The organism is Legionella sp. 16cNR16C (genome assembly GCF_021297775.1).
In the GTDB taxonomy this organism is placed as follows: Bacteria; Pseudomonadota; Gammaproteobacteria; order Legionellales; family Legionellaceae; genus Legionella_C; species Legionella_C quinlivanii_A.
On sequence record NZ_JAJTMX010000002.1, the window covers coordinates 430,889 to 457,071 of the forward strand.

Genomic DNA, 26,183 nt, shown 5'->3' on the forward strand with positions numbered 1-26,183 from the left:
GAGCCAAAACATGAGTCTGAAATTCACAAAGATGCACGGTTTAGGCAATGATTTTATCGTCATAGACGCAATTAACCAAACTGCCAATTTAACTGCCAAAGAGATTATTGCGCTGAGCGATCGTCATCGAGGCATTGGCTTTGATCAATGTCTCATCGTTGAACCGTCAAAAGATAAATCGCTTGATTTCTTTTATCGCATCATTAATGCGGACGGGCAGGAGGTGGGGCAATGCGGAAATGGGGCACGCTGCATTGCCCGCTTTCTCTACCATTATGGACTGACTACCAAAAAGAAAATACGCGTCGGTACGCATACAACCACCATGCAGTTAATTCTGAATAAAGATGACTCTGTAACCATTGAAATGCCGCCACCGAGTCTGAATCCCAAAGAGATCCCTTTCCTGGTGAGCCAGCAGCAAGACTCTTATGTATTATCATTGGCCAAGGGGAACAATGTCGCCGTTCATGCAATTAGCGTTGGGAATCCCCATGCCGTAACTCTGGTAAATGACATTCAGAAAGCCCCGGTAAATACCCTTGGCGAGGAAATCAGTTTTCATCCCCTGTTCCCGGAGCAAGTCAACGCAGAGTTTATGGAAATAATTACCAATGATCGCCTGCAGGTTCGTGTTTATGAGCGCGGCTGCGGTGAAACCCAGGCCTGTGGCAGTGGAGCCGTCGCTGCTGCAGCCATCGGCCGCCTTTTTTACCAGATGGAAGAAACTATTCAGGTGGATCTGCCTGGCGGTGAGCTCCTCGTAAAATGGCAAAACCAGGCTTCTCCTATTTATCTTACTGGTCCTGCCACTTTTGTCTATGAAGGAACTTTACTGTTATGCGGATAGTCATTCTGGGAGCAGGCCAGGTCGGGGGAACGCTGGCACAAAATCTGGCCAGAGAAAATAATGATATTTTTTTAATCGACCAGGATGAAAGCCGCCTGCAGGAGTTGCAGTATCGTCTTGACATACAGACCGTACGCGGAAATGCAGCCTATCCGAGTGTATTAATCGAAGCAGGTATTGAACAAGCCGATATGCTTATTGCGGTTACAAATAGCGATGAGATTAACATGATGGCCTGTCAGATAGCCTACAGTCTCTTTCGCACGCCGACCAAAATAGCTCGTATTCGATCGCATAACTATTATAAATACCCGCAGCTATTTCAGGATGAGCATGTTCCGGTTGATGTATGCATCAGTCCGGAAAAACTGGTAACTGACCATATCGAAAGTCTTATTGATTATCCCGGGGTATCTCAGGTTCTCGACTTTGCTGAGGGCCATGTATTAATGGTGACTATCAAGCCGCTATCCTCTGGTTTAATGGTAGGCAAGACTATCAGGCAACTTCATGAACATCTCCAGGGGATTGAAGCGCGCGTTGTGATGATCTTTCGCGATAAGGACGTACTCTCACCGCAGGATGAGATGCAGGTTGCCAGCGGTGATGAAGTCATTTTTATTGCCTCCCCGGAAGCAATTAAAGAAGCACTGATTGCGCTTGGACGCTACACTCACCCCAATCGACGTATCATCATTGCTGGCGGCGGGCATATCGGTACCGAACTGGCACAGGCTCTGGAGCATCGCTATCGAATTAAAGTGATTGATCGAAGCCCCGATCGAACCCATGATTTGGTGACTCAATTGCACAAGGGCACTGTATTACAGGGTGATGTCGCCGATCGTGATCTTTTAGTCAATGAAAATATCGAGTTTACTGATGTGTTCTGTGCAGTAACTAATGATGATGAAGTCAATATCATGTCATGCCTACAGGCAAAACGTCTGGGCGCCCGCCAGGTAATGGCCCTGGTTAACCGCAATGCCTATGTAGATCTGATTGAGGGCAGCAATATCGATCAGGCAATTTCACCGCAGCTGATTACAATTGGCAGTATCCTCACCAAACTGCGCCGCGGGAATATGGTTAAAGTCTATCGCTTTCAACATAGTGAAGCAGAAGCTGTAGAATTAGTCATTCATGGCGATGAGCACACTTCGAAAGTAGTTGGACGCCCAGTGAGTTTATTGAATTTACCGGCAGGCTGTTCAATAGCAGCCTTATTTCGTAATGGCCAGGTATTAATGGTTAATCCTGAACTGATATTGCTATCAGGAGATCACATCATCCTTCTGATTTTAAAGAAAAAATATATTAGCAACATTGAGTCGCTCTTCCAGGTGAGTCTGAGTTTTGTGGGTTAATTATGCAAATTAAAACGATTTTACGCATCCTTGGCATTTTGCTCATGCTGTTTAGTATCAGCATGCTCACTCCTATCCTTTTTAATATCATTTTCCGGGAAGATTTCCTATGGCCATTTGTAATCGCCTTCCTTTGTACTTTTGGTACAGGCGGCTTGTTATGGCTGCTCTTTCGCCAAAGCAGAAACGAGCTTAAGACACGAGATGGCTTTTTAATCGTCGCCCTTTTCTGGAGCGTTCTCTGTTTATTTGCATCGCTGCCCTTTCTGTTTGCAATACAAAGCCCTAATCCAGTTACTGACGCTTTTTTTGAATCGGTTTCGGGCTTGACTACAACCGGCGCTACAATTATTGGTGATCTCGACAGCCTGCCGCATGCTGTTTTGTTTTACCGCCAGCAACTGCAATTCCTGGGAGGTATGGGTATCGTAGTCCTCGCGGTGGCCATATTGCCTATGCTGGGGGTTGGTGGTATGCAGCTGTATCGAGCTGAAACCCCTGGCCCAATGAAGGATAGCAAACTCACCCCGCGGATTGCCCAAACAGCCAAGGCGCTATGGTCAATCTATGTTTTATTAACCCTGCTGTGTATGCTTTGCTATTGGATAAGCGGAATGGATTGGTTTGATGCACTGGGCGAAAGTTTCTCCACCGTTTCCACAGGCGGCTTTTCCATGCATGACAACAGTTTTGCATTCTATCAAAGTGAATTGATTGAGTCGGTCGCCTGCTTTTTTATGCTATTGGGAGGGACAAACTTTGCACTTCATTTTTTTACCTTCAAAAAACGAAGTTTAAAACATTACTGGCAGGATGAGGAATTTCGCACATATATCAGCTTTCTTTTAATTGCTACTCTGATTGTGACCGGCAGCCTGGTCATTTATGACTTCTTTGATATCAGCCATAATACCGTGATTACCGTATTGTTTAACATTATTTCCCTGGCAACCACCACAGGCTTTATTGCCGAACCATTTAATGACTGGCCCACTTTTACACCTATCTTGCTAATAATGCTTGGTTTGATTGGCGGCTGCGCAGCCTCAACCAGTGGCGGCATCAAAGTCATTCGCGCCCTGCTCATTTTTAAGCAATCCAGGCGAGAAATGATTCGCCTGGTTCATCCCAATGCGATCGTGCCCATCAAAATTGGCAAGCATTGTCTGCCTGAACCCATTTTGCAATCCATGTGGAGTTTTATTTCGGTATTTATTGCTTTATTCATTCTCTTGTTGTTAATTTTTATGGGATTTGGCAATGATTTTCTCACTTCATTTTCCGCAATTGCCATCTCTATTTCCAATTCAGGAGCAGGTTTGGGAGCAATCAGTGAAAATATGGCCGTCTTAAATCACTGGAGCAAATGGGTTCTTATCTTTGCTATGGTTGCCGGACGCCTGGAAATTTTTTCGTTATTGATTTTATTTTCCCCTCGCTTTTGGGAACGCTAGATTGCGCTGTAACAAGGAGGTTTTAAATGCCCAATCAATTTGTCGACTCATTACTGGCCAAAGCCGATCTCCCTGCTTTACTCATTGCTTATCAATCAGATAAACCGGATATTAGCCTGTTAAGCAAGCTTGTTGATGATTTGGCTCAGCAGCACTCTTTTGATTTATTGGAAACTTTATTAAAGGTGATCGAAACCGGTGGAAGCGATGACAGACTGGAGGTGATTACCACCAGGATATCCATTCATTTTCTTTCACAGATTCTGGAGCGAGATCAACAGCAAGCACTTAAAGCAAGCTTCGACAGAATCAATGAAACCCCTGATTTATGGCCTCAATGTCTTCTTGCTCTAAGCACCTGGATTAAGTCAGGCGAGCGCAGAACGGCCTTAACCAGCTTGCTGTCCATCTTATCCAATACCCAGCGGGAAACGCTTTATGCCGCACTGACCGATAGACCCGAAAAGGATGCCGTCTGGCTTGGTGAATTGATTGGCTATATCCTGAAAAATGAATCACTCCAGGAACCCGAAGCCAAAGCTCATTTGCAGCGTCTGAGCAGTTGCCTCCTGCTTTCTGCAGCGGAAATACCTGCCCAATCCATTAACAGCCTGTCACTCTTGCTCGAGGATGAGGAGCTTATTGACAGCATTTTAAAACTGCGCGCCATAGCCTCTACCTACGCCAAGGAAAATCAGGAGGCTCACGGACGATTTGCCTCATCCAGACAGACTTATCTAAACAAATATGAAAATCTTATTCAGGCGCTCGCCATCAGAGCCAAAGCTTCGGAAAGCGCTTATCAGAAAATTATAGCGGACAGGCCGAATCTGGCTAACTGGCTAATGATCGCCCGCTTGAAAAGCTCTGCGGAAAAACCTCTCCAGGAAAGCCTGGTCTCAGAAGTTCTTACTCATTATTCCCTGTTTAACTGGGAAGACACGCAATTTGTTGCCGAAGTAATTCCGGTAATGGTTGCCGTCTCCAAAGCAGCCAGCGGAAAAGAGCTGTTCAAACAGTTTTTCAAACGCGATAAACTAAATACTGCTTTTTGTATCCGCTTTTTAAGTGAGTATTACAAGCAAACTGAGGAACTGGAGCAATTGCTCCAGTTCGTGAAAGACATAAGCCGGAATACTCCGGACCAGAGTTTCACCATCAATTTCTTAACCCAGAACTCAGGTCAATCCCAACGGCTAACTGAAAGCTTGCTCCATTTGCTCGAATTAGAACAGTTAATTCCCATTTGCAGCCACATTCTGGCTTTGCAGCAGATTTTTCACCCGGAGGAATCGCTTTGTAAACAATATTGCCGTGTGCTGTGTGAAAAATTGAAATCATCGGCCAATCAGGCAGCTGATTGCAAACGGATAGCGCAGACGATTGCCATTTTACCCAAGAAATCCAGAGCACAACCTTTGGAACTCATTTCCTCGCATCTTAATGGATTTACCAAATTATCAATGGCATGGCTTTCTGCTCTGTTTGAAACCGATATAAAAAAAGTCCTGCTGTTTCCCTTTCTTTTAAATTTGATAAGGACAATATCGGCCAAAGAACAACAGCAACTGCTTGAATTGCTCAGCAAAGAGGAGTTTTATCGTTTTTATATCCATTTACTCCGTAATCAGAATACCGACGAAAAGTTTACTTTCTTAAGTGATTATCTGAAGAAGAAAGATAAGCATTCATTTTTTGAATATTTAATACTGTTGACTCCTCAGGTCCATCAGGAAATTCTCGATGCCGTACTGCCAGAACTTGAACCAGCCCATCTCATTCAGCTCATTATCAGTTTAATTAGAAAATCAAAACAGGACAGCAGTTATCTGGCTCCCTTACATCAGTTACTGATACAGTTTTGCACTCGCATGCAAGCGACACTGGATAGTTCAGCTCCAATACATCAATGGATTAAATATAATAATGAGGATGACAACAATGTTGTTACCCTCATTGCAGAACAGCTGTTTACGACACCGGCCTGTTTTCACTCTCTTTGCTCACGCTCGTCCATACTGCAAGACTACACCCCGCAAATTCTTCAGGGTTTACTCGTTAATAATGCGGACAATGACCTGAAGTTACGCGCAGTCCGCATCCTCGACTTAATTACGTATAATCCTGAAAAAATGGATGAGCGGGCCTTGCGTCTCTTACATTTCTACAAAAACCAAGCCTCTGTATTGCAAAAGATCTTTAAGAATCTCTACAAAGTGGAGCATTTGTTAAGCGCTGCTGGAAAGAATAATTTTAATGCACTAAAGCATAGTTGCTGGAAATTACTGCATGCTGGACAATATAGTGAAAACGCATGCCAATTATTACTTTGTACACAACTAGGGCAATCCCAAACCCTCAAAGAGCTAAGTATCACGCTTACAAACCAGTCAGGATCCATACTAAGCCCTGATTACCTAAGCCAGATTGATGATGAGTTGCTCGAGAAAATTCCCGATATGGATCTCATCAACATACTTCTTCAATCACTGGAAGGCCCCACCTTAAATAACTGGGCCAAGGTAAGAAAGACCGTAGACTTACAGGAAACACCGCAATTATTTATTCATCAACTCATTAATCAAACCAATTCGCAGGCTGAAAATCCGGTTTTGGACAATCAGGTTTTTCAATTTATTGTAAGCCTTCGCCATTTTAAAAAAGCCATGTCAGGACTTTCCCAGGAGGAAATATTTTGGCTCGTTGATACTGGCAAGACAGAGGAAATTGTTCAAAATTTCCCAGACTGGCTGAAGCAGCTTATCAAAAATGGCCAATTGGATACGATTGACCGGGCAAGCCTGTTCTCTTTATTGCCAAGAGAGCAAGGCTTTCTGCAAACGGTCTATGCGTTGCCTGAACTACAGTTTTATTTGCCGAAACTTTTCATTGAATTAGCACAGAAATCACTGCCGGCCATGCATTATCCAATTCTGGCTGAACAGTTAAAATTGTTCACCCCAGCAGATAGAGAGCGTCATCTTGCAGACGCACAACGGCAAATTAAACCGGAATCAGTGAACCTGGATGTGATTCCCGTGTTTAACCGAATGTTAATGGAGCTCGATTTAAATCATGGGCAGGAATCTCATCGGGCATTGGTTTTAGGCCAGATTGAATTTTTTGCGAAACTATCCTCTAACTCTGCGGTTCATAAAGCTAACCACTATCAGTTTGTTCAGGAGTTCCAGCAGGTTACATTTAACAGTATGGAAATTTTGCGGCAACGGCATACCGCCTGGACGTCGGTTATCCTTGGCAGCCAGCAATTTTCACAGGCAGTCAATATCTGGCTTACCGATCTGCCCGAGGCTGATATTGAGCATCATCCGTTCACCAGCACGCTGCTGGAGCATTTTGATATTATCCAGAATCAAGGCTTTATGGATAGCGATTGCTGCCAGGAGTTTATCCAATCCCTGCTTATGAAACCTCCTGCCAAGATCACAGAAGAGCAATATGTTCTCTTATTTCATAAGCTTACACTCGAAAGGCAAAAAAAACTGGCCGTCAATGTGTTACAGCAAAGCAAACTTGAAGACGTTCAATGGTCTTCTCTGATTACTCTGGCCAGAGTGCTATCAGTACAGGCATTATATGAGATTTTTTTACACAGCCAGACACTTTTCGTTTTTGTCGATTTAATTGCCAGACACCCGGAAGGGATTCACACCCTGGCGCCCGCACAGATCGATAGATTACTGTCTGAGCTAACCTCTGCGGAACAGTTGTGCCGGATATTGAATAGCCAGACACAGCCCAAACTAAAATTTAATTTCGTCAACAGTCTGTTCCAATATTTGCAGCGCAATCATCTGGCTCTTGCCGACTGGTTGAATAAAATTAACGCCGGCGAGCAGGCATTGGCTGCTCTGGCAAATTATACAGAAGAAAACGCCTGTCAGGAGCAGCTGCATCAACTCATAATGGAGTCCGTTTCACGACGCCAGCAGATACAGAGTTTTTTAAAAAACCCGGATTGGGAAATGCCCATCGAGAGCGCAGGACTTCTAAATCAGTACATGCGTGATGCCTGGCTCCATCCCTGGAAAGGCTGGCAATGCCATCCTCTTCTTTTAAAGTATTTAGGTTTTGCTGACGAAGTTATCGCCATGCAGGCCCAAATGGAATTTCTTGAGGAAATCATAAAGCTCAATGAATTTTACGAACCATTGGCCAATACCGGGAATGTTTCTGAAAATACCCTCGTGTCAGCCCGTTGGCTGCAAAGACTGCCCCTGATTGAAGGCGTGCTGATGGAACTTGGGGAGGAAGCGGCAAATCCCTCTCATCCATTGGCAAATACCGGGTTCGTTAAAAATATAATACAACCATTGCTGAAACAGGGAAAAGGAATCGCAGAACAGGTCATCAATGACTTGCCCAAATCAGTCAGTGAACTAATTAACTCCTTCGATTCACTCGGTCAATCCCAGGGTCTGCCGCTTAATGCGCTTACACAGGAACAAATTCAAACCATTCAAAGCGCGTGGCGAAAATTTAAGCTCCATCTCACAGCAATTGAATATTACTCCTCACCTCGTTTGCATGCCTTGTTTAATCCTGAGTCTTATTTTGCCAGAATTACTATGAAGCGCATTAGCCTGCTACCTAAAGCAGAAAGTGATGCCTTGGCTAATGCCCAGACTCTTCATAAAGAATGGCAGGAACAACAGCAGTTTTTAATCAGCACAAAATTTAATGAGCTGCTGGATGTTTTTTTTAGAGATCCCCAGATTCTACAGGATATAAAAGTCCAGGAGTGGATTTTGGACAACTGTTTGTTTACCCAATCAGGCATAAACATCATTCCTCCCTTGTTATACAAACTACTCAGCGCTGTATCCCCTTCATTACTGATAACTCATCTGCAGCAAAGAGAAAACCCCATCCACGCAGCGAATCTGGCTAAATTCAGCAAGCTGCTAACAAAATATCCAAGTATCCAGGAGCTGGTTTCGGTACTTTATGGCATGGACAGTCAAAGTCTCGAAGAATTATTGACCTGCACCCGTTTTTATCGTTTAGCTTATGCCCCCCTACTTTTGTCCATGGTACAGAAAGCCCAGGCTTCGGGCATTTCAAAAAGGCAGACCGGGCTTGTGACTCTACCCGAATCCTTAAGCCAGAATTTGGAACTGCAATGGCTGCAAACGGAAATTCAGCATTTACACATCAATGAGGAAAGACTAAAAAAACACGGGCGATTGATTGCTGCTGAAGCATTAAAAAGTGGGCATAATCATTATGATAATGAACGCCTGGCTGCATTAAGAAGCCCTGGTCTTAAGCTTGACGCGGCAGAGCTTGCTATCATCTTTAACAGTTATGCACCAGCCTTTAACCCGCCTAATGAGGCGATTACCCTGGAATTTTTACTAAGCCTGAGTTATTTGCTTGAAAATCAGCAAAATCTGAATCTGATTCAGGCCCTTAATGAGCGGCTTTTACAGCATACCATTAGAATTGCGCTTGAAAACCCAGACTCCCACTATCAGTTTCTGAATACCCTGAGCCATTATCCCAGCTCAAGCAGGTTTTGTATTGAGCACATCAAAAACCGTTTACAACAACACTTAGCCAATTATTTTCCAGAAACGGTACCTGTCCCCTCTTGTGTGGCCGAATTGACTGCAGCAAAGTTTGGACAATTAACTAGAGAGTCTGTCGCTTCGCTTACGACCTTGCAAAAACTGATTTTCTCTGTAGAACCCGCTGCTGAATTCACTATTTGGCGGAATACAGCGTCAGCCGATATAAAAAAAGACGTCATTGATTTCTCAGCTATTGCCTCTATGAATTCCATTCTTCAGCATTGGAAGGAGCACAATAACATTGAGGTATCGGCTCAATTAACAGAAAACATATTGCTAGTGGAAACCTTGCTGTCATCTGACGATGAAACGTTTTTGCAAAGAGTAGATGAACTTTGCACCTCAGTCTATCGAGACTATCCCGCGGTGTATTTTCATTATCTGGCATTATGTTTTAACAGAACAAAACAACCGCATGATTTGCTGGATAAGCTCAAGCGATGGATGCTTGATATCGGTGAACAGCAGGCTGAGCAACTCCAATGGCTGGATAAATTAATTGGGCTGCTTATTCATGCGGGATTAGTAGAGGAATTTTGCAATGAATTGCACTTGTATCCTGAGTCATTGCGTCAGTGCTTATTGATTAGCCTGGACCAGAAAACGGCTATTGATGACCGGATTTTGACATTATTTACTCCATTACTCAGCTGGGAGTGGATCAAAGAGCAGTTACTGGCAAAAAAGACAGCGGCGGATCCTGCCTGGCTAAGAACAGCCTTGTTGGAAAAGCAGCATCAGCAGGCTGTTTTAGAAGACGAGCAATCGATTAAGGAATTTTTAAATCTGTTAATGGTCTGCCAATTCCCGGTTGATGCGCTAATGGCTCTCTCAAAAAGAATTGACAATACCAGTTTAAATAATTTACTAGTCTGCCATCTGCTGAGCCGTGCAGATTGCCTGCTGCAATTTCCGGGACAAACACTGCTCGACAGTCCAAGCTTAACCGCAAGTCGTCCTGGTTCCCTGCGCCTCGGCTCACTGTCGAATCATATCAAGCTGCTACTAATCCCTGAAGCGAGTCTCAGCAGCTTGCAGGCAGAGGCCGCAGCCGAAATACTTTGTTCATTCAGACAATTTAATCATTTCACGCCTGAAATATTGAACAATCTGCTCGAATGTATCGCTGAACAGAGATCATCCTTCCTTCTCTATTGGTTTAAACATTATGCCCGCCTGCCAGGAGCTCAAAAGCCATTAATCATCCTGATGAATATTCTCCCTGATTTTGCGGAACTCATGAAACAACTCGAAAATACGATACGGGACGAGCTCCTTTTCAGGATCATTGACGCGCGTTTTAAGAACAAACTGCCTGGTATACAGCAGCCCGCCTCTCTGACGGGCTTATGCAGCGGGGTTCACCTTGATCACTGTATTCACTTATACCTGCACCGAAATCAAGAAGAACCAGCGCTGGTTCAGTTTATTGGCGAGCTCATCTATTCCCTGAAGGAAAGAGAAGCCAAATTGACCAATCAGAGTATGCAACTATTACTCAGCCTCTATGAAGATAATCATTTTGACTCTCTCAAAGAATCAATTATTGAGATTACAAGAACCTATCGCTATAGCAACACCGTTTTTTCAGACTGCTCAATTTTCTATGATGATGGACGAATTAATACCAAAAGAATGCTTGAGCCTGTCTGGCTTAAAGCAAAAAGCCAGGGCACAACAGCATCCAGCCCAGCCCAAAGACTTTGGCAAACCAGTAATCTCCCTGCAACAGAAACTACAGAAAGCGAATTCCAATCGCCTTGGGAAAATAAGACCTTATTAAGCGCAATAAGTCAGACTGAAGAAACCATCAGTTTTTTAAGTTATTTTCTGATTCATTTCCATGGCAGGCCAGAAATGCTGCAATTATTTCTGGAAGATTATCTGGACTCTCATCCTCAAAGCAGGATTCCATCAGATCAGCAAGCGCTGCTCGAAAAAGTCAGCTGGCTGTTAACACAGCCTGACTTAAATAAAGAGACAGGCAATGTGTTGTTCAACTGTCTGACTAATTACCCGCAGTTGTTAAATAACCGAATTAAATTTCATTTGCTCTGTTTTAATGCGGAAAAATACTTACAAATTCCAGGAATGCAGAAAAAATATGATGAGCTGGTTCAATTTTGTAAAGAAATGAAACCTTTCGCTAAAGCCAATCCCGAGGTCGAGGCTCATCTGCAACGCGCAAAACAGGAAGCAAAGTTTGAACGCAAATTAATGACTAAATCAGGATGGCTCTTATCGCTCCGATTATGGTGCAGGCGGTCATTTTTCTACGGTTGGGAAGGCTGGTTCAAACCGAGGGCACCCCGTTATGTGCTTCCATTTGAAAATCCAGTGGATTCATCCCGCTTTAGTTATCAGAAAATGGATGTTCTTGCCGAAGGTTCAGTCTTACCCAAGGATCTGGAGCAATTGCTGAAGCATACCCGTCAGGACGTCTCACCGAGGAGCCTGAACGCCTTATACGAAGCATTGCGCCTGTTTGAATGGCAGTCTTTGCCATCCAATGAACTGAACCTGCGTGAGCAGATTGAAAAAACTTACCAGAAACTGGGCGGTCTAATGCCTGACAATCCAAAGATAGAGCGCTGGCTAACTAATCATAAGGAATTATTCATTGGCAATCGTCATCAATTACTTTGCTTGTATATACAAAATAATCAATTGGACGCTATGCAATCAATACTGGAACAGGAAAATGAGCTTTCCTCATTCGGCCCTGTGATCAGCCAGTTAAAGCTTGTGCAGGATGTGACCCGTAAAACAAGCTCAGGCTCTCAACCGGCGCCGGCAAGGAGTGCAAGTCAGTCACGTTCTGGCAATCATTTGTTTGGCTCGGGTTCTTCTTTGCCGGCTATGGGTGATAATCTCACAGCCACCGCAGATTTCGCCTTAAGCTGAGAGCGAAGTTTGATGCTAAGAATATTAATCACAAGGCCGGAGAGCACGAATAAAGCGGCCTTTATTTTCCAATCCTGAAAAGGCTCATCCAGGAACAAGGAAGAGCTAATCATCCCTACAACAGGGACCAGTAAAGTGTAGGGTACAATTACCGCAATGGGATAACGGCTTAATAGCCAATTCCAAAGCCCATAGCCCACCCAGGTCGATATATAGACGATATAAAGTAATGAACCAAATCCTTTCCAGCTGAGATGATTGAGGGTATCGCCCAATGAATGAATGCCATCAAAAGCCAGGGCCAGGATGAGCATGGGGATAAAGGCAACAAAACTGCCCCATACCACAACTGCCATCATATTCACTTTAGGGCCTTTTTTGATAATTAAATTACCCAGTCCCCAGGACGCGGCAGCACCGAGTAAACATAGAAATCCCCCAAGGGAGACTTGACTGTCAAAGTGCAAGGCAACCATGCCAATTCCAATAAACGATACCAGCGCCCCAATTATTTGCCAAAGTCCCGGTTTTTCTTTAATAATCAGGAAGGCAAACAACATGCTAAAGAAAACCTGAGTCTGGATGATTAAGGAGGCCATTCCAGGCGTCATTCCCATATACATGCCTATAAAGAAAAAGGAAAACTGCAGAGCAAAGGTAATCAGCCCATAGGAAATAATAGAGCGCAGTGGAATGGCAGGCGGCCTGATGAAGAAAATTGCCGGTATACTGGCCAGCCCAAAGCGAAGCGCACAAAGCATGAGCGGGGAAATTTCCTGCAACCCCAGTTTGACAAAAAGAAAGTTGACTCCCCAAACTACGACAACTACAAGCGTAAATAACAAATGTAATGCAGGCATTTTTGGCTGTTCAAAGGCATTTAAAGAATCATTCTAGCTCAAATACTTTAGTTTGTGCCAGTAAGTATATTTTTTTTTCAAATTTATTACATATGGCCCCATGTTGAAAACAAGGTAACTCTCCAGATTGTGGACTTTAATTCAATCAAATCGTCTCAACGTCATCCTGAACGCAGTGAAGGATCTCCTGAAGCTGGCTCAGTTCTAAGCAGTTTGAGATCTTCGCTACGCTCAGGATGACGTCTCAGGAGAGTTACAAAATAAGTCCTAAACCTGATCCTTCAATTTCCAACGCTTATGCAGCCACAACCATTGTGCCGGATTGGCGAGAATTATCTTTTCCAAAGCCTGATTGTATGCCAAAGTATTTTGATAAAGTGATTCCTGGGTATTACCATGATCCTGCCAGACGATAGGCTCATAGAACTCCAGAACATGCTTGCCATTCGGCAAACGATAACCAGCAGCCGGAACTACCGGAACGCCTGTATGGCGGGCAAAACTGGCCAGGCTGCGATAGGTTCCTGCCTTTTTTCCAAAAAATTCGGCAGCAATCCCATCCCGATTCACCAGCGACGCATGCTGATCCAATACAAAAATGACCGCATGGTTATTATCCAGGGCATCACAGACCTGCTGTAATGAATTCTTTTTAGGAATAACGTTCAGTCCGGCACGGTAATATCTGCCAAACAGAATTCGCTCAATGGTTTTATTACCCAGGGTGCGTCGAATAAAATGAAATTGTCCCTGAAATTCCTGGAAATTAAGGATTCCACCAAGCGGCGCAAATTCCCAATTGCCAAAATGACCCGTTAAAACCAGCACCCCCTTTCCCTCGCCGGCAACGGCTAACATACGCTCATGTCCTCTGACTTCCACACATTCCTTGAGTCTTTTCTGACTCATGAAGCGTAATTGCAGGCCTTCCTTAATGGAAATCAGCAGATGCGAGTAGAATGCCTTTGCCAGGTGCTGTTTTTCAGAAATGCTTAATTGCTCACCATAAACCTGATCAATATTGGCCATTACTACCGCTTTCCGATAGGGAAAGTATCTGAACATTAAACGGCCCAAACGAGTCGTCGGCAAGTTTTTGATTGTATGCGCTGATTCAGTCACAGGATTTAATCACCACGCAAGCATTCATACTGGCAAAGCCACGGTTGATGATCAGCGCAGTGCGCTGATTCGCAAACTCCCGAGTGCTTGCGCTTAAGTTTAACTCGGCACACTGAGCGGCTGGCTCGGTCAAATTGGCAATACCAGGAATGCATTTTTCAGTAATCGCCCTGGTCGTTAAAACCGTATCCAGCAACCCGGAGGCGGTCAGGGTATGTCCCATCGCCCATTTATAGGCAGTTACCGGAACAGGCGCTCCCTGAACCAGTTCCTGAATGGCAAAGGCTTCACTCAGATCAGATTTGGCATTGCCATTTCCATGAGCCACAATTAAATCGATATCAGCAGCATTCAGATTACAGGATGCCAGCGCTTGCTGCAGTAAGATGGCAAGTGACGCCCCCTCTGCTTCGAGGGAAAACAGTCCAGCAGCCTCAGTGGAGGCCAGCCCGCCTGCGACTTCGGCCAGGCATACCGCACCACGCGCCCTCGCACTTTCTTCACTTTCAAGAATTAACGCGGTAGCGCCTTCCGCTAATACGGTGCCGTCATGGTCTTTATCAAAGGGCTTCAGATGACGCTCACTTAAAACACCCAGCTGGTTATAATAGAACAAGGCCTGCGGCTCAACCCCGGCGTCATAGGCAACCACGACCGCTCTGTCAGCCTGACCTTGCTGTATTGAATGATAGGCCTCAATCAAAGCCTGGATTCCGCCTGCCGCATGGTTGGTTATATTATGGTTCGGGCCTTTAAAGCCGTAGGTAATTCCTGAATAAGCGAGCACATTGTTTGGCAGTATGCGTAAGAGCCACATCGGATGGACTTCATTAAACAATTGTGCGGCGAATTCCTGCATATTGCCTTCTGACTTGGCAAGCAAGGGCAGAAAATCATACTGCTGGAAATATTTGTTTCCTGGTGAGCCCACAAAAACAGCAGTTTGCTCATTGAAGTGCTCAGCAGATTCGAGACTATCCCGATAGTCAATCATGCCGCTATGCTTAATCGCCTCCACAGCAGCATGAATGCCCATTGCATCATGTCTGGATATCACCTTCATTAATTTGCGATCAGGTAAGGCTCGGCCGGGTTGGAAATCTTTCAGCTCGCCGCCTAAACGAGCGGACCACGAAGACAAGTCCCACTGGCGAATTTCTTCAATTCCTGTTTCGCCAGCTAAAATAGCATTCCAGGTTTTATCAAGGGTTTCACCGCAGGCGGTCAATGCACTCAGACCAGTTATAAAAACCCGTTTTTTTTCGTTATTCATGAACAGATCCGCCAAACTCAGGATGTTTAAATAAAAGACAACTATTGGAGCCACCAAATCCAAATGAATTGGACAGCACAACGCCAAGAGACTTCTCGCGAGGGCCATCACTCACATAATCCAGATCACAATCCGGATCCTGAGTGGTTAAATTGGCCGTCATGGGAACTTGTCCATGCTGTATGGCAAGTACGGATAATGCAGCTTCAAGCGCACCTGCCGCTGCAATCAGGTGTCCGGTCTGGCTTTTGGTTGAACTGACAGGCAGGCTATAAGCTCTTTCTTTGAAAACAGCTTTAATCGCATTGGTTTCACTAAGATCGTTCATCTTGGTAGACGTACCGTGTGCATTAATATAATCCACATCGCGGGCTGTTACGCCAGCATCAGCTAATGCGCGTTCAATTGCCTGGCGGGCTCCATCACCATTTGGGTGAGAGTCTGTAATGCGATAAGAGCTGAGCGAATTGCCTTCTCCGGCGAGTTCCGCGTAAATCCTGGCACCTCTGGCCTTCGCTCTGTTCCAATCCTCAAGGATAAGAAATGCGGCACCTTCACCAAGTACAAAGCCATTGCGAGTGCCATCAAAAGGCCTGCTGGCAGTTGCAGGATGCTCATTATAGGTAGACAAAGCGCCCAGAAGACAGAAACTGGATAAGCCCAAAGGATTAATCATCGAATCAAAACCACCGGCCAGCATATAATCGGCCTCACCTCGACGCAGTACCTGTAATGCCAGGCCAAGCGCCTGTCCTCCAGAAGCACAGGCAGTATGAACTGAATTCGCATAGCCTTTGATTCCAAATTGCTGAATCAAAAGAGAAAGCCCTGAGTTGGAGGTGGTTTTTCCAAAATCTGTCAGCTTATAGAAATCCTGCGTGTTTTTGTTTAGCTCTGTCCAGTTGATATTTCCATCAGCAGCACAGGCTTTCTGGAAGCGTTGCAAGTATTCAAATTCAGCAGTCATCATACCGCTGCCAGTGACTACTCCCCAGCGCGCTGCAGTATCAGCCTGCGGTTGAATTCCGGCATCAGCAAACGCCTGTCGCGCCGCCTCCAGTGCAAAGCGGGTAAATGACATCGCAAACCGGGTATCTTTGCTGCGCAGCGATTCGCAAAGCTCAAAGGATTTTACTTCGGCAGCGATATGTGCTGGAAATCCGGAGGCGTCAAATTGTTGAATTGTACTAATTCCCGACTGACCCGCCATTAGATTTTGCCATGTGGAACTCACATCGTTTCCCAATGGGGAAACAATGCCCAATCCGGTAATCGCTACTCGTTTTTTAGACATATTAATTTACCTTTCGCTGCCAAACCATTTCAAGAACACAGACTCTTTTCCCCTCAACTTCACTGCGGAAAACAAGTACCAGCTGCTCTTCATCCTGTTTTTTTAACTGAAGCTGGCATAACACAGTATCGCCAGGATGCACAAAATCATTCATCTTGATTTTACGGAGTTCTTTAATTTTGAATTGATTCAATAATCCCATTCTTTCAATGAAATACCTTGCCAAATGGATTTTACACTCCAGCAAGACGGTCATTGGCAGTACTGGATTGCGGGGAAAATGATCAGGGAACCAGGGCGCTGCCCGGGTAATGCGCTTCTCAGCAGTCAACGCCAGACCAGGCTCTTCCTTCAACACGCGGTCAAAAGTCATCGGATAGGCAATCGGTTGCCGAGTCGCATGAAAGAGATTCTCTTCAATAGCCTTACTGCCAGCATTCCAGTCACCGGGGCGATTAATTTCAGCAAACTGTTCTCTTACCTCTTGTTCGGCAATAAACTCACTCATAGGCAGCAAGGGGCCCAAAGCGCCATCCACTGTAAACACCAGGTCATCATCCACACGTGCAATGCTGTGATATTGAACTGCAGTATCGTCCAGCGAGTCGATAAAGGACTCGAGATACAGGGTTTCTCCAAGATAGGCTGGACGATGCAGGCTGGCACTGGCAACTACCCCGGCAACCGGCCGATTGGCAAAGCCCTGGGTATGCATGACATTCCAGGCAGCAAGCTGCCCCAGGGTTTCGCCTATAAATGAAGCAGGAAACACAAAGCGTCCTGTTTCATCTTGCTGTAAGTAGCCATCATCAGCAGTGATATGTTTGATACCGCGAATGAATTCACCCGGCGATAAGTGCAAGATCCTGTCGACAAATAGAAAACGCATCAGGCTACAGATTCGCTGGTTTTTTGTTCCTGTACTGCACTGACAACCAATTTGCAGAACGTTTCCACAGTAAATAGCATTGGGATTTCATTTACTTTCATGTTCGCCTTGAAATGCTGGGCAGGAACTTCACTTAAATAATTTTTCAATGCCTGCATTCCCTTGACGCTTAAGACACCGCCTTTCTCAAACTCGTCTTCAGGCAAGTCTCCCCGTGCGTTTTTTTCCAGTTGGCCACGCGGAATCTTAATACCGAATTCCTTTTCCAACTGAAATACCAAATCGAGGAAGTCAATTGATTCTGCGCCCAAATCGGCAATTAAACGGCTGTCAAGCGCAACATCTTCTTCATCAATAACCAATACATCAGCGATAATTTCCCGAACCTTGGGGTAAACGCTTTCTACATTCATACTTATTCCTCAGCAGTCTTCTAGCTTACAAATTTCAGGATTATAACATAAAATTTTCGCAATCAGCTACGAAATTGACGAAGCTCAGAGCTATCAGGTAAATTTTACCTTTCAAGCCCAGGCTCCTCTAATCAACCGACCTTGCTGTAACCTGCATCAACAAATAATGTATGCGCATTGATCATTTGTGCCTCAGGCAGACAGAGAAGATAAACCGCATTCGCCACATCCTCTGTCGTCAGAGGTCTGGAAGCCAGGGAATGAGCCTGATATTCATCAAGAAGTTGCTCACGGTTTGGAAAATGTTTCAGAGCATCAGTGTCCACTACCCCAGCTGAGACGGTGTTAACCGTTACCTCATACTCCGCCATTTCCAGACTCAGGGAGCGGACTAAGGCTTCCAGGGCAGCCTTTGAAGCACCAATAAAGGCATAATTAGGTATCGCACGATGAGCACCAAGGCTTGACAATGCAATTACCCGACCGCCGCGCTGCATCAGCTCACGTCCTTCAGACACTAAATGATTAAGGGCCAGAGCATTGGTTTCCATACACCAGCGCCAGTGTTTTGTAGACATTTTTAAAGCGGGTTTCAATACGCCGCTGGCCGCATTACTGATCAGAAAATCAAGCTTGTTAAAATGCTCATGAAAAATTGCAAACATGTCCTTTACCGAGGCGTGATCAGCGACGTTCGCCTGAATGGCACAGGCTTTTCTTCCTAATGACTTAATCTCTTCCACGAGCTCCAGGGCTTCATCCGAACTGTTATAATATACTATTGCTACATCACTACCCGCTTTTGCCAATTTCAGGGCACAGGCTTTGCCGATACCTCTGGCGCCGCCAGTAATCAAAGCAACTCGATCGCGAAACACTAAGGACATATCAATTCCCCAAATATAAAAAAGACGCAAGCTACCCTGATTAATGAATACTGTCAATCGTTCAAAGGGCTTGTGTCAAGGGCATCAAATTTGTACCATCTGTGCTTTGTAATCATTGGCTTTGTCCGAATGAACTATTCTCTGCCTAAAACTGTTGTTCCCATTGCCATGCTGTTTTCTTTTCGCATGCTTGGTCTTTTCATGCTCATTCCTGTATTTTCTGTTCTCGCAGTTCAATTGTCCGGAGCCACAGCGAGCCTGATTGGAATTGCTTTGGGCAGCTACGGATTAAGTCAGGGTATTTTACAAATTCCCTTCGGCCTCCTTTCAGATCGCTATGGCAGAAAGCGTATGATTACCATTGGCCTGATTTTATTTGCCGCAGGCAGCCTCTGGGGCGCATTGACCCATTCTATTTATGGAATGATTGGAGCACGCATTGTACAGGGTATGGGCGCTATCGGCAGCGTGCTGATTGCCTTGCTGGCTGACCTGACTGAAGATAAAGATCGTACCAAAGCCATGGCCATTTTAGGATTAACCATTGGCACCTCCTTTATTGCAGCAATGATAATAAGTCCCGTACTTACCCATCACTATGGGCTTTCGAGTATTTTCTATCTGACCTTTGTTCTATCGCTGCTTGGCTTGATATTTCTTTATACTATTGTTCCTTCCCCTGAACAGGAGCGCTTTCATGCAGAAAGCGAAACCAATCCCCAATTGCTGCGTACTGTACTAAGAGATACCCGATTACAGCGCTTAAACGCCGGTATTTTTTTTCAACATCTGGTTTTAACTTCCACGTTCTATGTGGTCCCCATGCTTTTAAAAGCACAAATACAGCTAGGTAATCTAAGCCAGCAATGGCATTTTTATTTACCGGTATTACTTTTGTCCTTTATTGTCATGCTTCCCTTCATTTATATTGCAGAGCGCATGAAAAAAATGCGTCTAGTCTTTCTGACAGCAGTAAGCCTCACAGCCCTGGCACAGCTCTTACTGGCATTTGTTCCATCAACGCTTCTCGCATTGTTTATTCTGATTTTTATTTACTTTGTCGCCTTTAATATTCTTGAAGCGTCATTACCATCGATCATTTCCCGTCAGGCGAGTAAAAGCAATAAAGGCACTGCGATGGGTGTTTATTCAACCAGCCAGTTTCTAGGAATTTTTGCCGGTGGCTTGCTGTCCGGTCTTAGCTACCAGTATGTCGGGATTACAGGTTTATTCATTATGAATACTATATACAGCCTGATTTGGCTTCTTATTAGCTGGCCAATGAATGACATTAGTGCAAAATAGTGAAATTCAAAGCCGTATATGAATCATAAAAAAAGCTCATTCAAGGGCAGAGATCAAAACTCTTTAATGGCAATAAAGAATCATCCTGATCTCGATAAGCAGAAGATCAACTCACTGAAGCTCTATGAATTGTTGGCTTAAATTCGTTATAATCCTTTCCTAACTCGCAAGAACCTCAGGAGAAATGTAGAAATGGCACGTGGAATTAATAAAGTTATATTAATAGGCAATATTGGCGGTGATCCCGATGTTCGATATATGCCCAATGGAAACGCGGTAACTACCTTATCAGTGGCTACCAGTGAAGCATGGAAAGATAAACAAACTGGTGATAAACAGGAACGCACCGAATGGCATCGCGTAGTCTGTTTTAATAAACTGGGCGAAATCGCTGGTGAATACCTTCGTAAAGGCTCTAAAGTCTATGTGGAAGGCAGCCTGCGCACCAGAAAATGGCAGGATCAACAAGGCCAGGATCGCTATACTACCGAAATAGTAGCCAATGACATTCAAATGCTTGACGGCAAAGGCAGTGCCCCCTCTAACTACGGTGATATGCCACAGCAGGCACCTGCTCAACAAGGAATGGGAAAGCCGCAGATGAGCCCTGCTGCTCATAATGCCTTTGACGAACTGGATGACGATATCCCGTTTTAGAGAGCACTGGAGTGAACCTGCAAACTGTTAAAAAAGCCCATATCAATGGGCTTTTTTTTCATGAGAAGAACCAGTATCGTTGATATAGAGAATGCCAGATTAATTATCAAAAGATTGAATCAATTATGAAATATATTCCAATCAGCGTCCTGTTTATTATTTTATTCTTTGCCGGTGCATCCTTCTCCTCTCAAAACAACTCTCCACTTCATCTGGAATCGCAGACCATAGCCTCCATCCATGAGAGCATTCAAACTAAGCAATTTTCTTGCCTGCAGCTAGTAAGCGCCTATATTGAGCGTATTAAAAAATATGATTTAAGTGTCAATGGTCATGCACCTATTAATGCCTGGACTGAAATTAATCCTTCCGTTCTAACGCAGGCACAGCAGTTGGATTTGATTTTCGAAAAAACTGGCCAAATGTCAGGAACACTTCACTGTATCCCCATAATTTTAAAAGATAATATCGATTCCTTCGATACGACTACCACCTCTGGCTCTTACGCTCTATTAGGTAGTCAACCCGTACATGATGCCTTTCTGGTAGAGAAATTGCGAGGGGCGGGAGCCATTATCCTTGGCAAAGGAGGGATGGATGAGTTTGCCTGGGGCATGTTTGGAATCAGCAGTCGCAGTGGAAGAATCGGGAATGTTTATGATACCAGTAAGAATCCCGGGGGCTCTAGTGGCGGGCCAGCTGCTGCTGTCAGTGCGAGCTTTGCCTTGCTTGCTATTGGCACTGATAATAGCGGCTCGGTCAGAATTCCAGCTGCTTTCCATGGTTTAGCAGGGCTTCGTCCAAGCACCGGATTAATTAGCCAACACGGTATTTTCCCTATGGGCAATCTCGATGGAACAGCTGGTCCTATTGCACGTACCGTACAGGACCTGGCAATTTTACTGGATGTTATCGCTCAACCCGACTCCAGGGATCCAAAAACAATGAATATTCCCAGAGTAAAAACCTATACCGCGTTTCTCAATAAGAAGGGCTTGGCTAATAAACGAATTGCTGTTGTACGTAATGTTAATGGCCTTGATCCATTCAATAAAATGCCAGCGAGTATCAACAGGATAATAAAGAATGCTACTGCAAATATGCAGCAAATGGGCGCAACCATCGTTGATATTAATCTGCCAGCTTTCAATAATGATCGTCAGAATAATCAGGCGGGAGAGATTGAGGATATAGACGCTTATCTTGCCTCTTTTCCATCGACCAGAGAAAGTTTCCGTGACATCTGCCAATCCAATCGCACAAGAAATTTCGGCTCAATCAAAGATTGTCTACACTTTATGGCAAGCATGGCCGACAACTCAAGTAGTTCATATCAACGGGCTTTAATTATTTTTGCCCGGAACAGAGCCTATATACAAAACGTAATGGATCTAAACCATTTGGATGCTCTACTAATGCCCATTACTAGTCAGGGAACCGCCACCTACGATGCCATGACAGTAAATACCTGGCGTGCGCCGATCCCATCCAATGCCGGCTTACCCTCAATTAGTATTAATGTTGGATATAGCGATGATTTACATATGCCTGTTGGAGTTGAACTAATTAGCAGGCAATTTCAGGAAGGGACTCTGATAGAAATGGCGTATGCTTATGAAAGTCAGACCTCCAGAATTTCGCCAACGATGCCAGAAGAAAATCCGGCTGTATCCAGGCTTTCAATCCCGGAATTAAATAATTTATTTACTTTATTAGGCAAAAACGCTTACGAAGAAATACTCATAAACAACAAAAAGAAGACAGGAAAAGGAAGTGAATTAACTGCTGAAAAATTCAGGAAAATCACAGTCGACACGATTGACAGCGTGAAAGGATTCCTTCATGGGTAACTCAGGCTTTTGGCAACCATAATTAATTGCCCTAATTTACCAGGCATGGTTACTCGCAAAGCAGGAGCCTACACTAAGAACAGATCTTGCATTCTCGGTAAAAACAGGTTATGACATGGAACCATAGTCAAGCCAGAAGTTCTACCACTGATAGACTTTAATCAGGAGAGATACACTTAGAACATAGGATGAGCCAGCCCCAGTATTTCCTGTGGTTCTACTGCAATAGAATTACTTAATTAATCCGAGCAGGAGGCCATATGCCAAAGAGTTTTCTCAGTTTTTTTTGTATAGCGAATAGCAGATCCAATAGAGGAGAATCATCTGAACCGGTTCGCTCTCCATTGGCTGATCATATTTACTTTCCGGATGTTGCTTATAAGGGTCATCCTTTTATCTGGAAATATAATCGACATAACAATACAGCTACCACGGACTTTAAACTCCTGGGTAACGAGGAATATGATAAAAAAGATCTGTATCGTTATTTAAGTCATCATAAGGCAGATATAACCGTAACAGAGACACGCGCAATCATTAATGATGTAAGGCTGCTTCGAGTTAAATATCCGGCAATTTCAATATATGGAAAAACAGGCACTGCGCATCGCAACGCCCCCGCAGAAAAAAAATCTACTCAGGTTGAGCGCAGACGAAGCTCTGAAGAGATTTATTTCCCTTCAATTTCCATGAATGGAAATCCGTATTTATGGTACTTTTACCGCAGTCGCAATATTGCCATTTGGACTGGCACACTAGTTAATGGAGCTGAAAGGTATGATCACGAGGAACTGAGAAGTAAGCTCATGGTAATTCCCGGGATAACGACGGAAAACGAAGAAATCGCAGTTACGAATGTTTATGACTTCTCAATCAGGCATTCATTGAAATATCATGAGGAAGAGTCCGCTGTAGCAGAAGAAAATAATTGGGCAAATGCTTTAATCTGAATATTGCTAGTTGGTACAAATAAAAAAGCCCACATCTGTGGGCTTTTTTATGCAATGAACCTATTCTTCATTTTGAGCAGGTCTATCAACGAACTCAACAATGGCCATTGGTGCATTATCGCCTGCACGGAAACCACATTTAAGAACACGCACATAGCCGCCTGGGCGTTTGTTAAATCTTGGCCCCAGGATAGTAAATAATTTACCTACTGCCTCTTTTGATCTTAAGCGATTGAAGACATGTCGTCGTGAAGCAACTGAATCTTTTTTACTAACAGTAATAAGAGGTTCAATATACTTACGGAGTTCTTTTGCCTTAGGTAAGGTAGTTTTAATAACCTCATGCTCAATCAGAGAATTGCACATGTTAGAAAACATTGCCTTTCTATGGCTACTTGTACGGCTGAAACTTCGGCCTGAATTACGGTGACGCATTTGATAAGACTCCTATTAATCGCCTAGATTAGCTGGCGGCCAATTTTCTAATTTCATTCCCAAAGATAAAGAACGTGATGCTAAAACATCCTTTATTTCAGTTAAGGATTTCTTTCCTAAATTAGGGGTTTTCAAGAGTTCATTTTCAGTTTTTTGAACCAAATCCCCAATATAATATATATTCTCTGCTTTCAAACAATTTGCTGATCTGACAGTCAACTCCAGATCATCAACTGGTCTTAATAGAATAGGATCAAAATCATTTCTTTCTTTGTTATCAGCTCTTGATTCCTCGAACTTCATATCGACAAAAGCATGTAATTGACGCTGCAGGATAGAAGCTGAAATACGAATAGCATCTTCAGGATCCAATGTTCCATTGGTTTGTAAATCAATGGTTAGCTTATCAAGGTCAGTACGGTTTTCAACACGAGCACTATCCACAAAATAAGCGACTTTCACTACAGGAGAAAAGGAATTGTCAATCTTCAATTTACCTACAGATTTACGCTCCAGATCATTCTCATAGTCACGCACAAATGAGTCAGTGGAATGAAAACCAACACCACGCTCTACTTTAAGCGTCATATCGAGTTTGCCATTCTCGTTCAAAGTGGCAATGACCAAATCCGGATTAACAATTTCCTGCCCTTGATTCAGTTGAATGTCACCTGCAGTAACTACACAAGGACCTTCTTTTACAAGGCTTAAAGTGGCTTCATTACCAGAGGCAACTTTAATAGCCACTTGCTTCAAATTAAGCAGTATGTCAACAACATCTTCCTGTACACCTTCAATAGTACTGTATTCATGCAGAACACCAGCAATCGATACTTCAGTGATTGCCCATCCTGGCATAGAAGACAAAAGAATTCTTCTTAACGCATTACCCAGTGTATGGCCATAACCGCGCTCGAGAGGCTCAAGTACGATTCGTGAACGATTGATTGAATCAGTTTGCACCTTAAGCACTGTTGGCGTCAGCATTTCGTTTATTTCAGTATACATTCAGCTATGTCTCCGAGCTTACTTAGAGTAAAGTTCAACAACCAGATTAACGTTAAAATCAGATGATATATCATTTAACGTAGGTGCAGATGTAAATGTACCTTTCATTGAACCAGAGTCAGCAGTTAACCAATCACAAGGAGCACGTTGTTCGGATAAAGCGATAGCTGCTTTAATACGACCTTGTTCCCTAGCTTTTTGTCTAACTTCAACTTTATCACCAGCACTCAAAATGAATGATGGAATATTTACCAGTTGGCCATTCACCAGAATAGCTTTATGAGTAACAAGTTGTCTGGCTTCAGCTCTAGTGCTGGCAAAACCTAATCTGTAAACAACATTGTCCAATCGGCTCTCAAGAAGAACCATCAGATTTTCACCGGTAGAGCCTTTCATGCGAGCGGCTTTTTTATAGTAGTTTCTAAACTGACGTTCGAGAATACCATAATAAGTTCTGATTTTTTGTTTTTCGTCTAACTGCAGACCATAGTCACTCAAGCGACCTTTTTTGTCACCATGCTGGCCAGGTTTCTTTTCAGAACGGCATTTGGATTTAAAATCACGAACGCCACTTTTTAATAATAGATCAGTGCCTCTTCGTCTTGACAATTTGCACTTTGGGCCTAATTTTCTTGCCATTAGTTACTCCTGAATCTTATACGCGACGTTTCTTGGGAGGTTTACACCCATTATGGGGTATCCCTGTAACATCAGTAATTTCAACAATTTTGAAATCCTGAGAGATCAGCTCTCGAATCGTTGACTCACGTCCTGGGCCAGGGCCATGAACGAATACTGCAACAGATTTCATACCATATTCTTTTGCAACAGCAGAGGCACGTTCAGTGGCAACCTGTGCAGCATAAGGAGTGCTTTTACGCGATCCACGGAAACCAGAACCGCCTGACGTTGCCCAGCATAGAGCGTTACCCTGTCTGTCAGTAAAAGTAACAATTGTGTTATTAAAAGAAGCATGAACGTGCACAATGCCATCGGAAACCACACGTTTTACTTTTTTTCTTGTCTTTTGCTGCTTAGCTTTATTTGTAGCCATCTTACTATCCTGAATTA

Annotated in this window: 19 protein-coding genes; 8 read left to right on the forward strand and 11 right to left on the reverse strand. The window is 44.0% G+C overall.

Features of this window, described 5'->3' with window-relative positions:
- The first annotated feature begins 10 nt into the window (after positions 1–10).
- Genes dapF through LXA66_RS05865 form a run of 4 tightly spaced genes read left to right on the forward strand, consistent with a single transcriptional unit; the run spans position 11 to position 12,169 of the window.
- The gene (gene dapF / locus LXA66_RS05850) at positions 11–850 is read left to right on the forward strand and encodes a diaminopimelate epimerase (protein WP_233012397.1); all 840 of its coding nucleotides are present in this window, start codon (positions 11–13) and stop codon (positions 848–850) included.
- Entirely contained in the window at positions 841–2,217 is a 1,377-nt protein-coding gene (trkA, locus tag LXA66_RS05855; RefSeq protein WP_233012398.1) for a Trk system potassium transporter TrkA, read from the forward strand. The genes dapF and trkA overlap by 10 nt, the downstream gene beginning before the upstream one ends.
- Positions 2,218–2,219: 2 nt before the next feature.
- The gene (locus LXA66_RS05860; RefSeq protein ID WP_233012399.1) at positions 2,220–3,671 is read left to right on the forward strand and encodes a TrkH family potassium uptake protein; all 1,452 of its coding nucleotides are present in this window, start codon (positions 2,220–2,222) and stop codon (positions 3,669–3,671) included.
- A 26-nt stretch (positions 3,672–3,697) separates the two neighbouring features.
- Positions 3,698–12,169, forward strand: a complete 8,472-nt coding sequence (locus LXA66_RS05865) for a hypothetical protein (protein WP_233012400.1) — start codon at positions 3,698–3,700, stop codon at positions 12,167–12,169.
- On the opposite strand, the gene LXA66_RS05870 is transcribed toward LXA66_RS05865, so the two are convergent.
- From LXA66_RS05870 to fabL, 7 genes are all read right to left on the reverse strand, one after another.
- Positions 12,091–13,029 (reverse strand): EamA family transporter, encoded by a 939-nt coding sequence (locus tag LXA66_RS05870; RefSeq protein ID WP_233012401.1) that lies wholly within the window; start codon positions 13,027–13,029, stop codon positions 12,091–12,093. The genes LXA66_RS05865 and LXA66_RS05870 overlap by 79 nt on opposite strands.
- A 267-nt stretch (positions 13,030–13,296) precedes the next feature.
- On the reverse strand, positions 13,297–14,151 hold the full coding sequence (locus LXA66_RS05875) for a lysophospholipid acyltransferase family protein (protein WP_370637190.1): 855 nt from the start codon (positions 14,149–14,151) through the stop codon (positions 13,297–13,299).
- Positions 14,144–15,424, reverse strand: a complete 1,281-nt coding sequence (locus LXA66_RS05880; RefSeq protein ID WP_233012402.1) for a beta-ketoacyl synthase — start codon at positions 15,422–15,424, stop codon at positions 14,144–14,146. Before LXA66_RS05880 ends, LXA66_RS05875 begins: the two co-directional genes overlap by 8 nt.
- Positions 15,417–16,718 (reverse strand): beta-ketoacyl synthase, encoded by a 1,302-nt coding sequence (locus LXA66_RS05885; RefSeq protein WP_133140373.1) that lies wholly within the window; start codon positions 16,716–16,718, stop codon positions 15,417–15,419. The genes LXA66_RS05880 and LXA66_RS05885 overlap by 8 nt, the downstream gene beginning before the upstream one ends.
- Position 16,719: 1 nt before the next feature.
- Positions 16,720–17,607 carry a 3-hydroxyacyl-ACP dehydratase FabZ family protein gene (locus LXA66_RS05890; RefSeq protein WP_233012403.1) on the reverse strand — a complete coding sequence of 296 codons (888 nt, stop codon included), beginning with the start codon at positions 17,605–17,607 and terminating at the stop codon, positions 16,720–16,722.
- On the reverse strand, positions 17,607–18,020 hold the full coding sequence (locus LXA66_RS05895) for an acyl carrier protein (RefSeq protein WP_058507962.1): 414 nt from the start codon (positions 18,018–18,020) through the stop codon (positions 17,607–17,609). The genes LXA66_RS05890 and LXA66_RS05895 overlap by 1 nt, the downstream gene beginning before the upstream one ends.
- A gap of 131 nt (positions 18,021–18,151) precedes the next feature.
- Positions 18,152–18,907 (reverse strand): enoyl-[acyl-carrier-protein] reductase FabL, encoded by a 756-nt coding sequence (gene fabL, locus LXA66_RS05900; protein ID WP_233012404.1) that lies wholly within the window; start codon positions 18,905–18,907, stop codon positions 18,152–18,154.
- A 129-nt stretch (positions 18,908–19,036) separates the two neighbouring features.
- On the opposite strand from fabL, the gene LXA66_RS05905 reads away from it, so the two are divergent.
- From LXA66_RS05905 to LXA66_RS05920, 4 genes are all read left to right on the forward strand, one after another.
- On the forward strand, positions 19,037–20,212 hold the full coding sequence (locus LXA66_RS05905) for an MFS transporter (RefSeq protein ID WP_233012405.1): 1,176 nt from the start codon (positions 19,037–19,039) through the stop codon (positions 20,210–20,212).
- A 192-nt stretch (positions 20,213–20,404) separates the two neighbouring features.
- Positions 20,405–20,869: a single-stranded DNA-binding protein gene (gene ssb / locus LXA66_RS05910; protein WP_112220487.1), complete on the forward strand. Its 465-nt coding sequence runs from the start codon at positions 20,405–20,407 to the stop codon at positions 20,867–20,869.
- A 125-nt stretch (positions 20,870–20,994) separates the two neighbouring features.
- Positions 20,995–22,719 (forward strand): amidase, encoded by a 1,725-nt coding sequence (locus LXA66_RS05915; RefSeq protein ID WP_233012406.1) that lies wholly within the window; start codon positions 20,995–20,997, stop codon positions 22,717–22,719.
- Between the two features lie 260 nt (positions 22,720–22,979).
- The gene (locus LXA66_RS05920; protein ID WP_233012407.1) at positions 22,980–23,669 is read left to right on the forward strand and encodes a hypothetical protein; all 690 of its coding nucleotides are present in this window, start codon (positions 22,980–22,982) and stop codon (positions 23,667–23,669) included.
- A gap of 60 nt (positions 23,670–23,729) precedes the next feature.
- On the opposite strand, the gene rplQ is transcribed toward LXA66_RS05920, so the two are convergent.
- From rplQ to rpsK, 4 genes are read right to left on the reverse strand one after another with little or no spacing between them, the layout of a single operon-like run.
- Positions 23,730–24,104 (reverse strand): 50S ribosomal protein L17, encoded by a 375-nt coding sequence (gene rplQ, locus LXA66_RS05925; protein WP_058507957.1) that lies wholly within the window; start codon positions 24,102–24,104, stop codon positions 23,730–23,732.
- Positions 24,105–24,119: 15 nt separating this feature from the next.
- Entirely contained in the window at positions 24,120–25,112 is a 993-nt protein-coding gene (rpoA, locus tag LXA66_RS05930; protein WP_058507956.1) for a DNA-directed RNA polymerase subunit alpha, read from the reverse strand.
- 18 nt (positions 25,113–25,130) lie between these two features.
- Entirely contained in the window at positions 25,131–25,751 is a 621-nt protein-coding gene (gene rpsD, locus LXA66_RS05935; RefSeq protein ID WP_058507955.1) for a 30S ribosomal protein S4, read from the reverse strand.
- 16 nt (positions 25,752–25,767) lie between these two features.
- Positions 25,768–26,166: a 30S ribosomal protein S11 gene (gene rpsK / locus LXA66_RS05940; RefSeq protein WP_058507954.1), complete on the reverse strand. Its 399-nt coding sequence runs from the start codon at positions 26,164–26,166 to the stop codon at positions 25,768–25,770.
- Between the last annotated feature and the right edge of the window lie 17 nt (positions 26,167–26,183).

What these genes read in the sequence shown, in the direction of transcription:
- dapF (WP_233012397.1), top strand. Translation starts at nt 11, where the DNA reads ATGAGTCTGAAATTCACAAAGATGCACGGTTTAGGCAATGATTTTATC.
- trkA (WP_233012398.1), top strand. Translation starts at nt 841, where the DNA reads ATGCGGATAGTCATTCTGGGAGCAGGCCAGGTCGGGGGAACGCTGGCA.
- LXA66_RS05860 (WP_233012399.1), top strand. Translation starts at nt 2,220, where the DNA reads ATGCAAATTAAAACGATTTTACGCATCCTTGGCATTTTGCTCATGCTG.
- LXA66_RS05865 (WP_233012400.1), top strand. Translation starts at nt 3,698, where the DNA reads ATGCCCAATCAATTTGTCGACTCATTACTGGCCAAAGCCGATCTCCCT.
- LXA66_RS05870 (WP_233012401.1), bottom strand. Translation starts at nt 13,029, where the DNA reads ATGCCTGCATTACATTTGTTATTTACGCTTGTAGTTGTCGTAGTTTGG.
- LXA66_RS05880 (WP_233012402.1), bottom strand. Translation starts at nt 15,424, where the DNA reads ATGAATAACGAAAAAAAACGGGTTTTTATAACTGGTCTGAGTGCATTG.
- LXA66_RS05885 (WP_133140373.1), bottom strand. Translation starts at nt 16,718, where the DNA reads ATGTCTAAAAAACGAGTAGCGATTACCGGATTGGGCATTGTTTCCCCA.
- LXA66_RS05890 (WP_233012403.1), bottom strand. Translation starts at nt 17,607, where the DNA reads ATGCGTTTTCTATTTGTCGACAGGATCTTGCACTTATCGCCGGGTGAA.
- LXA66_RS05895 (WP_058507962.1), bottom strand. Translation starts at nt 18,020, where the DNA reads ATGAATGTAGAAAGCGTTTACCCCAAGGTTCGGGAAATTATCGCTGAT.
- fabL (WP_233012404.1), bottom strand. Translation starts at nt 18,907, where the DNA reads ATGTCCTTAGTGTTTCGCGATCGAGTTGCTTTGATTACTGGCGGCGCC.
- LXA66_RS05905 (WP_233012405.1), top strand. Translation starts at nt 19,037, where the DNA reads ATGAACTATTCTCTGCCTAAAACTGTTGTTCCCATTGCCATGCTGTTT.
- ssb (WP_112220487.1), top strand. Translation starts at nt 20,405, where the DNA reads ATGGCACGTGGAATTAATAAAGTTATATTAATAGGCAATATTGGCGGT.
- LXA66_RS05915 (WP_233012406.1), top strand. Translation starts at nt 20,995, where the DNA reads ATGAAATATATTCCAATCAGCGTCCTGTTTATTATTTTATTCTTTGCC.
- LXA66_RS05920 (WP_233012407.1), top strand. Translation starts at nt 22,980, where the DNA reads ATGCCAAAGAGTTTTCTCAGTTTTTTTTGTATAGCGAATAGCAGATCC.
- rplQ (WP_058507957.1), bottom strand. Translation starts at nt 24,104, where the DNA reads ATGCGTCACCGTAATTCAGGCCGAAGTTTCAGCCGTACAAGTAGCCAT.
- rpoA (WP_058507956.1), bottom strand. Translation starts at nt 25,112, where the DNA reads ATGTATACTGAAATAAACGAAATGCTGACGCCAACAGTGCTTAAGGTG.
- rpsD (WP_058507955.1), bottom strand. Translation starts at nt 25,751, where the DNA reads ATGGCAAGAAAATTAGGCCCAAAGTGCAAATTGTCAAGACGAAGAGGC.
- rpsK (WP_058507954.1), bottom strand. Translation starts at nt 26,166, where the DNA reads ATGGCTACAAATAAAGCTAAGCAGCAAAAGACAAGAAAAAAAGTAAAA.